This is a genomic window from Candidatus Kinetoplastibacterium crithidii (ex Angomonas deanei ATCC 30255) (assembly GCF_000319225.1).
Taxonomy (GTDB): domain Bacteria; phylum Pseudomonadota; class Gammaproteobacteria; order Burkholderiales; family Burkholderiaceae_B; genus Kinetoplastidibacterium; species Kinetoplastidibacterium crithidii_B.
In genome coordinates this window covers 316437-329847 of sequence record NC_019815.1, presented here as the reverse complement: position 1 = coordinate 329847, position 13411 = coordinate 316437, and the positions used below count along the sequence as shown (strand labels likewise).

Sequence of the window (13411 nt, the reverse complement as noted above, 5' to 3'; positions counted from 1 at the left end):
TTTTTTGTAATGTCTTCTATACGTAGTTTACATAAATATTGGAAAAATATATTTTTTTTTATAATTATTACAATTTCAAATTGTAGTTATGCTTTTGACTCCTTTACTGTAGAAGATATCAAAATAAACGGTATTGCTACTATTGATAAAGTTTGTATCACAAAAGCATTACAGGTAAAAGTGGGTGATGTTTTCGAAGAGAAAAATATTAAACAGTCCATAAAAAACATCTATGATTTAGGATTTTTTGAACAGGTTAGTCTAGATATAGATAAGAATATTATTATTTTAAATGTTGAAGAAAGACCAATAATACATTCTGTTATTATTAATGGAATGTCAGTTTTAAGTTCTAAAGATTTTTTAAGAGTTTTAGAGCAATATGGATTGGTTGCTGGAAATCATTTTAATAAAAATTTATTAAAAAAATCTGTTGATACAATCAAGGAATTGTATGAACTAAAAAGTTTTTATAATACATCCATTAAATATAGTATTAATAATTTGCCTACAAATTGTGTTGATATAGAATTTAATGTGGAAGAACCTAAAATATCGAAAATCAAATCAATAAAAATAATTGGCAATAATATTTTTTCTGAAGAGCAAATATTACGATTATTTACATCGACGTCTTCAAGTCTTTTTAGTTGGTATAGTAAGTCTAATTATTTTCTTATTGGAAAAATTGAGTATGATATTGAAAAATTAATATCATACTATATGGATTTGGGTTATTTAGATTTTTCAATTATAAATAAGCAATTCAATTTTTCCAAAGATAACAATGTTGATATAGTAATAGTAGTCAAAGAAGGCAAAAAATATAAAATAAATGATATAAAAATATTTGGTGATTTAAATGGGTTGGATGAAATAATAAGTGAATTAGTAACGATTAGAAAAGATGAATATTTTTCTCTAAATAGTATAAATTATATTACATCCAATATAAAAGAACTTTTAGGTAATTATGGTTATGCGTTTGCTCAAGTCGCTCCAACTACAAAAATAGAACATGATACAGATAAGGTAAACATTATATTTAATATAAATTGTGGTAAGAAAATCTATATTAATAATATAAACATTATTGGTAATAGACGTACTAGTGATTATGTTATAAGACGAGTAATAAAACAATATGAAGCATCTTTATATAATTTTGATAATGTTAATTTCTCGAAGAAAAATATAGATAGGCTTGGTTTTTTTGAAAAAGTAGATTTTAGGTTAAAGCAACGTGTGGATCATGATGATCTAGCAGATTTAGAAGTAGAAGTTGTAGATAAACATACTGGCATTGCAAATTTTGGGATGGGGTATAGTGCTTCTGAAGGTCCAATAATATCAGCTAGTGTTAGTGAAGATAATATTTTTGGTACAGGTAATGATTTATCTCTTGATGTAAATGCAAGTAAGATTGGTAAAAACATGACTATTTCTTATCATAACCCATATGTAACCAAAGATGCAATAAGTAGTATATTTTCAGCTTTTTATAAAATAAATAATCCTATAGAAAATTCTAATAAATATGAAATTAATTCTAGTGGATCTAGCATCAATATTGGATTACCACTTTCAGAATATAATAAGGTTTTTCTAGGTTTGTCTTTTGAGAAAAACAAGATCGGTTTGCATAATAAATTACCATATATTTACAATACATTTGTCAATGAATATGGTGACAATACTAATTCTTTTATCTTAAGCTCAGGATGGTTTAAAGATACTAGAAATAACAATATTCTTCCTAGTTCTGGTAGTTATTCTAAACTTTCATTAGATGTATCTACTAATGATCTGCAATATTTTGCTATCAAATTCCAACGTCAATATTATATTCATTTTATGGATAAATGTATCTTTTCTTTCAATGGAGCAATTGATTATGGTTTAAGTTATGGAAAAAGATCTTATCCTACTATAAAGCATTTATATGCCGGAGGCATAGGAACAGTTAGAGGATATATTCCATCATCTATAGGTCCAAAGCATACTATTACTGGAGATTATTTAGGAGGATCAGCAAGAATTATAGCAAATGCTCAAGTTTATTTTCCTTTCCCAGAGCTTATCAATGATAAAAAGATAAATTGGTTTTTATTCAGCGATGTAGGCAAAGTATTTTGTGAAAAAAAAGCAAAATCAAATATCTATAAAAATGATAGTTTGTTTATAGATAATAATGGTTATTGTTATTCTGCTGGCATTGGTGTGTCTTGGCTATCTCCTCTGGGATTAATACAACTTTCCTATGCCATGCCATTAAATATTTCACGACCTGATGATATTCAAAGATTGCAATTTCAGATTGGTAGCGGTTTTTAGTTTTATAAAAAACTCTTTGTTAAGTTTGAACTGATTTTTTAAAGGTTAAGTAATATGTTTCGTCACAACTATTTTTTCTTAAAATTTCCTATGAAAAGAATTAATTTTAAATTTGTTAGTTTTATTAAATTTATTCTTATATTTTTATTGTCTTTTTCTTTTAGTTTATATGCTCATGATTTAAGAGTTGGGTTTGTTAGTACTGAACGCATTTTAAAGGATTCTGATATAGGCAGATCTGCGCAATCTAAAATAGAATCTGAATTCACAACAATGAAGCATGACCTGCATAATTTAGAATTAGAATTACGATCTCTTGTGAGTAAGTTTGAAAAGGATGGTCCTATTTTATCAGAGAATGATAAATTAAAAAAGCAAAGAGATATGGAAGATTTAGATCTTGATCTCCAACGTAAGCGTCGTGCATTTCAAGAAGACTTTAATAGACGTAGAAATGAGGAATTTTCTATTATTATTTCTAAAGCTAATGAATGTATTAAAAAGTTAGCAGAAGAGGAGAATTATGACCTTATCATTGAAGATGCTGTGGTAGTTAATCCACGTATTGATATTACAGATAAAATTATAAAAAATTTAAATGGGTAATATTATTTATGCCTTTAATTTTAGACGAACATAATGCAATATCTATTATTAAGTTGATGGAGTCTGTTAATACTACTGGAATAAAATGGCATATAATTTCAAAAGTTGAAAACGACACTATATTTGTTAGAGGTATTTCTACTTTATTGTCAGCATCATCTTGTGATATTAGTTTTTTTTCAAATTACAGATATCTGAATGATATTTATAAAACTCAGGCATGTGTAGTTATTATAGAAGAGAAGTTCTATAAACATGTGGAGAATATTGAGTCTAAAAACATCCAGTGTTTTATTATAAGTGATAATGCTTATTTGCTATACACAAGAATTGCCCAATGGTTTAATAATTTTATTAGCAACATTTGTATGATGGGCAGAAATATAGATAGAACTTCTATTATATCGACACAAGTAAATATCGGTAAGAATGTTGTAATAGGTCCTTATTGTGTAATAGAGGAAAATGTAGAGATAGGAGATAATAGTATTATTGGCGCTTTTTCTCTTATAGGCTCTGGAGTTAAAATAGGTAGTAATTGTCGTTTTTTTCCTAGAGTAACTTTATATAAAAATGTTTGTATAGGAAATAACAATATTTTTCATAGTGGAGTTGTTATCGGATCTGATGGTTTTGGCTATGCCCAAGACCATAGCGGCAACAATTTCTCATGGTCTAAAATACCTCATTTTGGTACTGTATTAATAGGCAATAATGTGGAAATAGGCGCTAATACTACAATAGATAGGGGTTCATTGGACAGTACTGTGATTTCGGATGGAGTTAAAATAGATAATCAAGTAATGATAGGTCATAATGTTACTGTAAATGAATCTACAGCTATTGCAGCTTGTGTAGGTATAGCAGGCTCTACTATGATTGGCAAAAGATGCATAATTGGAGGAGCTGCTATGATATCTGGTCATTTAAATATTGTAGATGATGTTCATATAGCTGGTGGTACAGCTGTTATATCCAATATTACCAAAGCAGGGAGATATGCTGGTGTTTATCCATATTCTAGTCATATTGAATGGCAAAAAAACGCTCCAATTATATCGCATTTAGCAAAACTAAGAAAAATGATTATGTTCCCTCATAGTAATAATTAATTCACTTATTAGAGCTTCATATAACAGTATTAGAGGAATTGATAGAAATGAATTTAAATATCAAAGAAATAATGGAACTTTTACCTCATAGATATCCTATACTATTAGTAGATCGTGTATTAGAAATGATACCAGGAAAATCTATAGTTGCTATAAAAAATGTTTCTATAAATGAGCCTTTTTTTGAGGGCCATTTTCCTCATCTACCTATTATGCCTGGGGTTTTAATTATAGAAGCTTTAGCTCAGGCTGCAGCTATTTTTTCTTTTGGTAACAAGTCTCATGATATTGAATTTAAAAATAATACTGCTTATTATTTAGTAGGAATTGAAAATACTAGATTTAGACGTCCAGTGGTTCCAGGAGATCAGTTGCGTCTTGAAGTCTTTGCTGATCGTTTAGGAACTTCAATATCTAAATATAAGGCAAAAGCTTTAGTTGACAATCAAGTTGTAGCCCAAACAGATTTAATGTGTGCTATGCGTGCTTTGGAAAATAATAATGCAACAAAGTATTAAGATACATCCTACAGCTATTATAGATGTAGGTGCTGAAGTTGATGGTTCTGTTGTAGTTGGTCCTTATGTTGTAATAGGTTCTGGAGTTTCTATAGACTCTGGTAATGTAATTGGACCTTATTGCCATATAGATGGAAATACAACAATAGGTAAAGATAATATTTTTTATCGTTATTGTTCTATTGGATCCTTGCCTCAAGATAAAAAATATAATGGTGAGAAGACTTATTTACAAATAGGTTCACGTAATACTATTAGAGAATTTACGACTTTTAATGTTGGTACATCACAGGGAGGATATACTACGTTAATTGGTGATGACAATTGGATAATGGCTTATGTCCATATAGCGCATGATTGTAGAATAGGTAATCATATAACATTAGCTAATTCTGTACAGTTAGGTGGTCATGTCATAGTAGAAGATTGGTCAGTAATAGGGGGCTTAAGTGGCGTGCATCAATTTTCGAGGATTGGCAAATATACTATGATAGGAGCCAAAAGTGCTCTTAAGCAAGATGTCCCTCCTTTTGTGTTGTGTGGAGGAAATCCAGCTCGTCCTTTTGGTATTAATTTAGAAGGATTAAAACGTAGAGGATTTTCTGAAGATGTAATTTTAGAAATTAAAAGGGCGTATAGAATAATTTATCGACAAGGTTTTTCTTTACAGGAAGCTTGTCATTGTTTAAGCAGCTATAATTACAAAAATCAAGATACTTCAGATTATATAAAATTAATTGTTGATTTTTTACAAAATTCTGAGCGTGGCATAATTAGATCATGAAATTACATCTTGGAATAGTCACTGGGGAACCTTCAGGTGATTTATTAGCCAAGCAAATTCTTGAAGGAATAAGAAATAAATATCTTCAAGATGCAATTTATGATGGCATTGGTGGACTGGAATTATCTAGTATAGGTTTTAATTCTTGGTATTCCATGGATGAATTATCTGTTTTTGGATATTTAGATGCAATACTTGCTTTCCCTAGAATATTTAGCATATACAAGAATGTAAAGAAAAGATGGCTAACAAATAAACCTGATGTTTTTCTAGGGATTGACTTGCCTGATTTTAATTTGAGACTAGAGTCTAGTTTAAAAAAAATAATATACCTACTATACATTTTATAAGTCCTTCAATATGGGCATGGAGATTTGATAGAATAACAATGATTAAGGAAGCTGTATCTCATATGCTAGTAGTTTTTCCTTTTGAAGAAGAAATATATCGTAAGGAAAATATCCCAGTTACTTATGTTGGTCATCCATTAGCAAGTGTTATTCCATTAAAACCTTCCCAAGAATCAGCCCGCAAATTTTTAAATATTGATCCAAAGGCCCAAGTGGTAGCTGTTTTGCCAGGTAGCAGATCATCAGAAATAAGTAATCTAGGTCCTATATTTTTACAAACAGTTAAATTGCTAAATAAAATAAGACCTGATTTACAATTTATAGTTCCAATGGTTAATGAATCAAGGCGTTCTGAGTTTGAAAATCTATTAGACTCTATTGAGGTATCTAACCTTCGTTGTATTAGTAGACGTGATTATGAAAATAATATTTTGATAAATAAGCCATTATCATGGTACGCTATGGAAGCTAGTGATCTTGTTCTGTTATCTAGTGGCACAGCAACTTTGGAAGCTGCTTTGTTTAAAAAACCTATGATTATATCTTATGTTTTATCACCTTTAGTTAAAAAAATTATGACATGGCAATCAGGTCAAAACAAACCATATTTACCATGGATTGGTCTTCCAAATATTTTAATGAATAGGTTTGTTGTTCCTGAATTTGTGCAAGATAATGCTACTCCAAAAAAATTAGCTGAAGCAGTTTTAAATATATTATTAGATAGAACGTATTGTAGTTCTATAGTAGATTGTTTCCAAAATATGCATAAAGATTTAAAATTAGATACTCCAAAGCTTGTGGCAGAAACAATCATTAAAGTTGTAAAAAAAACTATGTGAGATATTTTAAAGTGATATTATGAGTTTAGATTTTACTGTTTTTTCAGCTGGGATAGATGAGTCCGGCCGTGGTTCGTTAGCTGGTCCTGTATATGCTGCTGCAGTGATATTGGATGACAAACATCCTATCAGAGGATTGGCTGATTCAAAGCTATTAAATAAGAATAAAAGAGAACAGTTATCTGTAATTATCAAAGAAAAGTCATTATCATGGGCTATAGGAATATCTAGTGTTGAAGAAATAGATAGTTTGAACATATTGCAGGCTACTTTATTAGCAATGAGAAGAGCTGTTCTAGGGTTAAGCAGAAAACCTAATATTGCTTTGGTAGACGGCAATGTGTCACCACATTTAGATTGCCTTGTTAAGACTATCGTAGGTGGTGACAGACTGGTTCAGTCTATATCTGCTGCTTCTATTCTAGCTAAAACAGAAAGAGACGCTGAGATGTTAAAACTACACTTGGAATATCCTAATTATGGATTTGATCAGCATAAAGGATATTGTACTTCTAAACATCTAAGGTTATTACGCTTATATGGTCCTTGTGTTTTTCATAGAAGGAGCTTTGCTCCTGTGAGAGAAGTTATAAATTTGTAGCATATATTTATGCTAGGGTCCTAGATAAACCTATTTCTTGTAATACAGTTGTTGATATCTCTTCTATTGATTTTGTGGTAGTTGATAACCATGATATGCCTTCTCTTCTCATCATTTTTTCAGACTCACTAACTTCATATCTACATTGTTCTAAAGTAGCATACTTACTATTTGGACGCCTTTCATTTCTTACTTCTGATAATCTTTCTGGCAATATTGATAGTCCAAATAATTTTGATTTAAATGGAACAATAGTAGCAGGTAATGTATTTCTTTCAAAATCATCTGGTGTTAAAGGAAAATTAGCTGCTTTTATTGCATATTGCATTGCAAGATATAGACTAGTTGGTGTTTTACCACATCGAGAGACTCCTATAAGGATGACATCAGCTTTATTAAGTTGATTAACAAATTGACCATCATCATGAGACAGGCTAAAATTAATTGCATCTATACGGTTTCTATATTTTTCAGAATCTGAAACCATGTGTGATCTTCCTATAGAATTATTTGATTTATGACCAATTGCTTGTTCTATATGGTTTATAAATGTTCCAAATAAATCTATAAATATGCAGTTAGCAGTCTTTAGTAAATTCATTATGTCTATATTTACTAATGTGCTAAAAATAATTGGTGGGTATCCAGTTTCATTTGCAGTGTTATTAATTTTTATTACAGCTTCTTTGGCTTTTTCTATGGAACAAATGAATGGCAAATGTATTTCTTTGAATCTTACTTGATCAAATTGAGAAAGAACTGCATTACTAAAAGTTTCTACTGTAATTCCAGTTCCATCTGATACCAAATATACAGTTCTTTCTGGTAGTAATTGATTATTCATATATTAATCCTTTTTTGTTAAATTAATTTTGTTTATTAATGATAAATTGTATAATCTTAACGTATGTATTATCTATTTTTTTTGAATAATTTGATCAATACATTATTTTTAGTGTATTTATCAAATTGTTTTTTTATTTTTATAAAGGATAGTATATGTCTTATGTAGTTAGTTTTGAAAAGCTACGAATGTCTGATGTTGATTCTGTAGGTGGTAAAAATGCATCTCTTGGGGAGATGATTAGTCAATTATCTGATGCAGGTGTTAGAGTTCCAGGCGGGTTCGCTACAACAGCTCAAGCATTTCGTGATTTTTTGCATTATTCTGATCTAGATGTAAAAATATCTAATAGATTAGCAAGTTTAAATCCTGATGATATACAAGAGTTATCCAGTGTTGGAGCAGAAATTAGACAATGGATAATGAATGCTCCTTTTTCAGAAAAATTTGAAAAAGAAATTAGGGATGCATTTTCTCTTATAGATGTTGATGGCAATGGTTCTTTTGCTGTTAGATCTTCTGCTACGGCAGAAGATCTACCTGATGCCTCTTTTGCTGGGCAACAAGAAACATATCTTAATGTTTCTGGTGTAGAGAACATTTTAGATAAAATTAGATATGTTTTTGCTTCTTTGTACAATGACAGGGCTATTTCTTACCGAGTTCATAAAGGGTATCATAATACTGAGGTAGCTTTATCGGCAGGTATACAAAAGATGGTAAGATCAGATAAAGGTAGTGCTGGTGTTATGTTTACAATAGATACAGAATCTGGGTTTCCAAATGTTGTATTTATTACCTCTTCATATGGATTAGGAGAAACTGTAGTACAGGGTGCTGTAAATCCAGATGAGTTTTATGTATTTAAACCTACCCTTTCTAAGGGACATGATGCGATAATAAGCCGTCGTATCGGGTCTAAACTTATTAAAATGGAGTTTAATAAAGATCATAATGCAGACGAAGCTGTCAAAACAGTTGACGTTGATTTGTCGGATCGTAATAAATATTCATTAGATGATTCTGAAGTATTAGAGTTAGCAAAATATGCTGTTATTATTGAAAATCATTATGGACGCCCTATGGATATAGAGTGGGGTAAAGATGGTATAGATGGCAAACTTTATATACTTCAGGCACGCCCAGAAACTGTGAAATCGCAGCAAAACAATAAGGAAGTTCAACAAAGATATAAGTTAAAAGCTAGTGGAACAGTTCTAATAACTGGTAGATCTATAGGTCAAAAAATTGGGTCTGGACCTGTTAGAATTGTTGCTGATACATCTGAAATTAATAGAGTAAAACCAGGAGATATTTTAGTAACTGATATGACAGATCCTAATTGGGAGCCTGTTATGAAAAAAGCATCTGCTATAGTTACTAATAGAGGAGGCAGAACCTGTCATGCTGCTATCATTGCTAGAGAACTTGGAATACCTGCAGTTGTTGGTTGTGGTGATGCAACAAGTGTTTTAGTCGAAGAGCAGTATGTAACAGTCTCTTGTTCTGAAGGAGATGAGGGTAGAATCTATGATGGTATTATAGAAACAGAAATAGAGGATGTTCATCGTGGTGAAATGCCAGAAATAGATATTAAAATCATGATGAATGTTGGGAACCCACAACTTGCATTTGATTTTTCACAATTACCAAATTCTGGTGTTGGTTTAGCACGTCTAGAATTTATTATTAATAATAATATAGGAGTACATCCTAAAGCAGTATTGGAATACCCAAATATTGATCCTAATTTAAAGAAGGCAGTTGAATCTGCAGCTCGTGGTTATGTTAGCCCACGTTCATTTTTTGTAGAAAAAATGTCTGAAGGAATATCTACAATAGCTGCTGCATTTTGGCCAAAACCTGTAATAGTTCGTTTATCTGATTTTAAATCTAATGAATATAGAAAATTAATTGGAGGATCTAGATTTGAGCCAGAAGAAGAAAATCCAATGTTAGGATTCAGAGGAGCTTCAAGATATATTTCTAAAGATTTTAGCGAATGTTTTCGTATGGAATGTGATGCTTTTAAAAAAGTTCGTAATGAAATGGGTTTAACTAATGTTGAAATCATGGTTCCTTTTGTTAGAACTATTTCCCAAGCTAGTAAAGTTATTGATTTATTATCAGAAAATGGTTTGAGAAGAGGTGAGAATGGTCTTAGAATTATAATGATGTGTGAAGTTCCTAGTAATGCAATTCTTGCAAAAGAATTTTTACAATATTTTGATGGATTTTCTATTGGCTCAAATGATATGACTCAGTTGACATTAGGTCTTGATAGAGATTCTGGAATGGAACTTTTAACAGCAGAATTTGATGAAAGAGATCCTGCAGTAAAATTCATGTTGCAGAGGGCAATAAAAGCTTGTCTAGATGAAAATAAATATATAGGTATCTGTGGTCAAGGCCCTAGTGATCATCCTGATTTTGCTAAATGGTTACATAAGGAAGGAATTGTATCAATTTCCTTGAATCCAGATACAGTAGTAGATACTTGGAAACGTTTATCTAACTAATATTTATTAATTCATTGTTTTCATATGTATCAAAATAAGTTATGTTTGATTATGTGAAAACAATGAATTGTTAATCTTTGTTATTGGAATAGGTTTTTAATTTGCTTTTTAGAAATCTTTCTTGTTCTTTTTTTGATTCTTTTTCTTTAGAATCATTACGTTTATCATACATTTTTTTACCTTTACCTAGAGCCATATCTAGTTTAATTAGATTGTTTTTATAATGTAAGTTTAATGGAATTAATGTAAAGCCTTTTTGATCAACTTTTCCAATCAATTTTTTAATTTCATTGTTATTGAGCAATAATTTTCTTGTTCTATAAGGATCAGGAGTTATATGGTTGGAAATAGTTTTAAGTGGACTTATATGCATTCCAATTATATATATTTCTCCATTTTTTATAATTATGTATCCTTCTTTTATGCTTACATTTTTACTCCTGATCGCTTTAACTTCCCATCCTTGTAATACTATTCCAGCTTCGAATTTATCTTCTATAAAATAATCATGATAAGCTTTTCTGTTTTCTGTTATTTTCATATAAATTATTGATAATTGTTGTTTTTAACTCTTAAATTATATTTTTTTGATTTAGAATTTTTTATAAAAAACTAGTAAATTTTAAATTATTTATTTGTACTTATAATTTATACCAAATATACTTGTTTATTCTATAGTATAGTTATGTTATTAAAAAATAATATTATGCCTATAGTTTTGAAATTATTTATCTTTTTAATATTAAAATAGTTAAAATACATTTAATAAATAGATTTGTATTTTTTACAAAAATAGTGATTTTATATGTCAGCCAATCGTATTAATCAAAATATTAATATTACCATAGTATATATTGATGAATCAGGTTCTTTGTACAATGAAGAAATTATTATGCCAAAGAATTCTACGATAAGAGATGCTTTATATTTTTCTAAAAATATATTAAGTATTAAAAGTATTGATTATTTATCAGATAATATAGGAGTGTTTGGTAAATTAAAAAAACTAGATAGTGAATTGTACGATAACGATAGAGTTGAAATATATAGAAAATTATTATCTGATCCCAGAGATTCTAGGTTAATCAGGTTGACAAAACAAAGAAAAACAAAACAAAACAAGTTATAATTGATTAGATTAATTTAGCATATTTTATGCCAGCAAAAGAACATCACAAAATTTTTAGGTCCGCTTGGTTAAGAGCATCTGTATTAGGAGCGAATGATGGTATTATTTCTACTTCTAGTTTAATAACAGGTATAGCATCAACTAGTTACGACTATTTCACCATTATTAGTGCAGGAATAGTTGGCTTAATTGCAGGATCTTTGTCTATGGCTGTTGGTGAGTATGTATCAGTACAGTCTCAAGCAGATATAGAAAATGCTGATTTACAGATGGAACAATATTCGCTTAAAAAAAACCATGAAGAAGAGCTAGAAGAATTAATCTCAATATATGTTGATAGAGGGGTATCATATGATTTAGCTACTCAAGTAGCAAGCCAATTAACTGATCATAACGCTTTAGATGCTCATGCTAGAGATGAATTAGGTATATTAATACATAACAGGGCTCGTCCATTACAGGCTGCATTAGCGTCATCTATATCATTCGCTTTAGGGTCTATATTGCCAATAATGATCTCTATCATAGTTCCGGTATGGTGTTTGATTCCATCAATCATAGTTGGTTCTGTTATTTGTTTAGCTATTTTAGGTGCTGTTTCTGCTATAACAGGCGGAGCAAAAATTTGGCCAGCTATAAGAAGAATTTCTATTTTAGGTGCTATATCTATGATAATAGCATCTTTTTCGGGAAGTGTTTTCGAGTTTATTTTATAAAAATTTGTAAGCTATTTTGCAATTCAAAACTTTGGCTGGGGTGCTTCATATATAATTCTATATTTTTATTATTACAATTTATATCTAATTCTAATAAAATGAATATTTTATTATCTAAAGTTACATGATCTATAATACGTCCGCATTCTATTAAATCATCTTTGTTGAAAACATCATACCCTATTAAATTTTTATTTATTACAGAATTATTTAAATAACAGAAACCAAGAGTCATTCTGTATTTGATTTTATTTTTATAATGAATTCTTGCAATAACTTCTTGTCCAGGATAGCAACCTTTGTCAAAGCTAATAGCTCCGATTAAATCTAAATTGATACTTTGTGCTATAAATAAATTACTATTTTGTATTCCAATAAATGGGAGGTTCGTACAGAAATCATTGTAATGCCATATATTTTGATATAAAGCCTGTGTTTTTTTTATTTCAAAAAAATTGCTATTTATAAATTTTTGATAACTAATATTGTTAGTAATTAGCCAAAATCTTTTATTATTATTTGAAGGGGCAGAAATCCAAGTTCCAAACTTATTATGTGATATCTCAAATTCATCATCTTTTAAATGAATAGAATGTTTTTCTTCAAATGAAGTTTTATCATTTATTGCAAAACATACTCCAAGTAGTTCTTGTTTATGAATTTTTATATCAACGTCAGATTTTAGTATAAATAATTGCAATCTTTTAATAAAATATTCGACAATATCATTTTTTATTATGCAGTAAATATTTTTAGTATTATTATCAAATTCTTTCCATAGTATTGTAGTAAATAAAACTTTTCCATTATGAGAGCAATACCCAGAGAAACAAGCTTTATCTTGAAATATATTTATAATATCTTGTGTATATTGTCTTTGTATAAAAGATTCACTATCTTTACCAGTGATACTTATAATACTAAAATCATTTAGTTGTGTGTAAAAAGAAAAATCTGTTTTCATAGCTTTATTTTGATAATTTCATGATGGTTAACTATTTTAAAATATAGTTAATTTATCAAGAAATTTTTACAATAGGATCAAAGATTGTTTAC

The 13411-nt window shown here is 29.4% G+C and carries 12 protein-coding genes and 1 pseudogene; 10 read left to right on the top strand and 3 right to left on the bottom strand.

What is annotated here, in order from left to right; translation table 11 throughout:
- Positions 1–9 precede the first annotated feature (9 nt).
- From bamA to rnhB, 7 genes and pseudogenes are all read left to right on the top strand, one after another.
- Positions 10–2334: an outer membrane protein assembly factor BamA gene (bamA, locus tag CKCE_RS01455; protein ID WP_015238553.1), complete on the top strand. Its 2325-nt coding sequence runs from the start codon at positions 10–12 to the stop codon at positions 2332–2334.
- Between the two features lie 90 nt (positions 2335–2424).
- Positions 2425–2940, top strand: coding sequence for an OmpH/Skp family outer membrane protein (locus CKCE_RS01450; protein WP_015238552.1), 516 nt, complete (start codon positions 2425–2427; stop codon positions 2938–2940).
- 8 nt (positions 2941–2948) lie between these two features.
- Positions 2949–4052, top strand: a complete 1104-nt coding sequence (gene lpxD, locus CKCE_RS01445; RefSeq protein WP_015389097.1) for a UDP-3-O-(3-hydroxymyristoyl)glucosamine N-acyltransferase — start codon at positions 2949–2951, stop codon at positions 4050–4052.
- A 47-nt stretch (positions 4053–4099) separates the two neighbouring features.
- Positions 4100–4570 (top strand): 3-hydroxyacyl-ACP dehydratase FabZ, encoded by a 471-nt coding sequence (fabZ, locus tag CKCE_RS01440; RefSeq protein WP_015238550.1) that lies wholly within the window; start codon positions 4100–4102, stop codon positions 4568–4570.
- Positions 4554–5354, top strand: a complete 801-nt coding sequence (lpxA, locus tag CKCE_RS01435) for an acyl-ACP--UDP-N-acetylglucosamine O-acyltransferase (RefSeq protein WP_015238549.1) — start codon at positions 4554–4556, stop codon at positions 5352–5354. The genes fabZ and lpxA overlap by 17 nt, the downstream gene beginning before the upstream one ends.
- Positions 5351–6546 (top strand): annotated as a pseudogene (gene lpxB, locus CKCE_RS01430) (lipid-A-disaccharide synthase). The gene lpxA and the pseudogene lpxB overlap by 4 nt, the downstream one beginning before the upstream one ends.
- Positions 6547–6565: 19 nt before the next feature.
- Complete coding sequence (rnhB, locus tag CKCE_RS01425) at positions 6566–7147, top strand: ribonuclease HII (RefSeq protein ID WP_015238546.1); 582 nt, start codon at positions 6566–6568, stop codon at positions 7145–7147.
- A 7-nt stretch (positions 7148–7154) separates the two neighbouring features.
- Here the strand turns inward: rnhB and ppsR are convergent, their stop codons facing one another.
- Positions 7155–7991 carry a posphoenolpyruvate synthetase regulatory kinase/phosphorylase PpsR gene (gene ppsR / locus CKCE_RS01420; protein ID WP_015238545.1) on the bottom strand — a complete coding sequence of 279 codons (837 nt, stop codon included), beginning with the start codon at positions 7989–7991 and terminating at the stop codon, positions 7155–7157.
- Positions 7992–8146: 155 nt separating this feature from the next.
- On the opposite strand from ppsR, the gene ppsA reads away from it, so the two are divergent.
- Positions 8147–10510: a phosphoenolpyruvate synthase gene (gene ppsA / locus CKCE_RS01415; RefSeq protein ID WP_015389099.1), complete on the top strand. Its 2364-nt coding sequence runs from the start codon at positions 8147–8149 to the stop codon at positions 10508–10510.
- A 70-nt stretch (positions 10511–10580) separates the two neighbouring features.
- On the opposite strand, the gene smpB is transcribed toward ppsA, so the two are convergent.
- Positions 10581–11051, bottom strand: coding sequence for an SsrA-binding protein SmpB (gene smpB / locus CKCE_RS01410; protein ID WP_015238543.1), 471 nt, complete (start codon positions 11049–11051; stop codon positions 10581–10583).
- A 264-nt stretch (positions 11052–11315) separates the two neighbouring features.
- Here smpB and CKCE_RS01405 point away from each other — a divergent pair, with 264 nt between their 5' ends.
- Together CKCE_RS01405 and CKCE_RS01400 are read left to right on the top strand one after the other, a co-directional pair.
- Positions 11316–11639: an RnfH family protein gene (locus tag CKCE_RS01405; RefSeq protein WP_015238542.1), complete on the top strand. Its 324-nt coding sequence runs from the start codon at positions 11316–11318 to the stop codon at positions 11637–11639.
- 26 nt (positions 11640–11665) lie between these two features.
- Positions 11666–12355 carry a VIT1/CCC1 transporter family protein gene (locus CKCE_RS01400; RefSeq protein WP_015238541.1) on the top strand — a complete coding sequence of 230 codons (690 nt, stop codon included), beginning with the start codon at positions 11666–11668 and terminating at the stop codon, positions 12353–12355.
- On the opposite strand, the gene ygfZ is transcribed toward CKCE_RS01400, so the two are convergent.
- Entirely contained in the window at positions 12345–13319 is a 975-nt protein-coding gene (gene ygfZ / locus CKCE_RS01395; protein WP_015238540.1) for a CAF17-like 4Fe-4S cluster assembly/insertion protein YgfZ, read from the bottom strand. The two genes, CKCE_RS01400 and ygfZ, sit on opposite strands and share 11 nt — an antisense overlap.
- Positions 13320–13411: the final 92 nt, after the last annotated feature.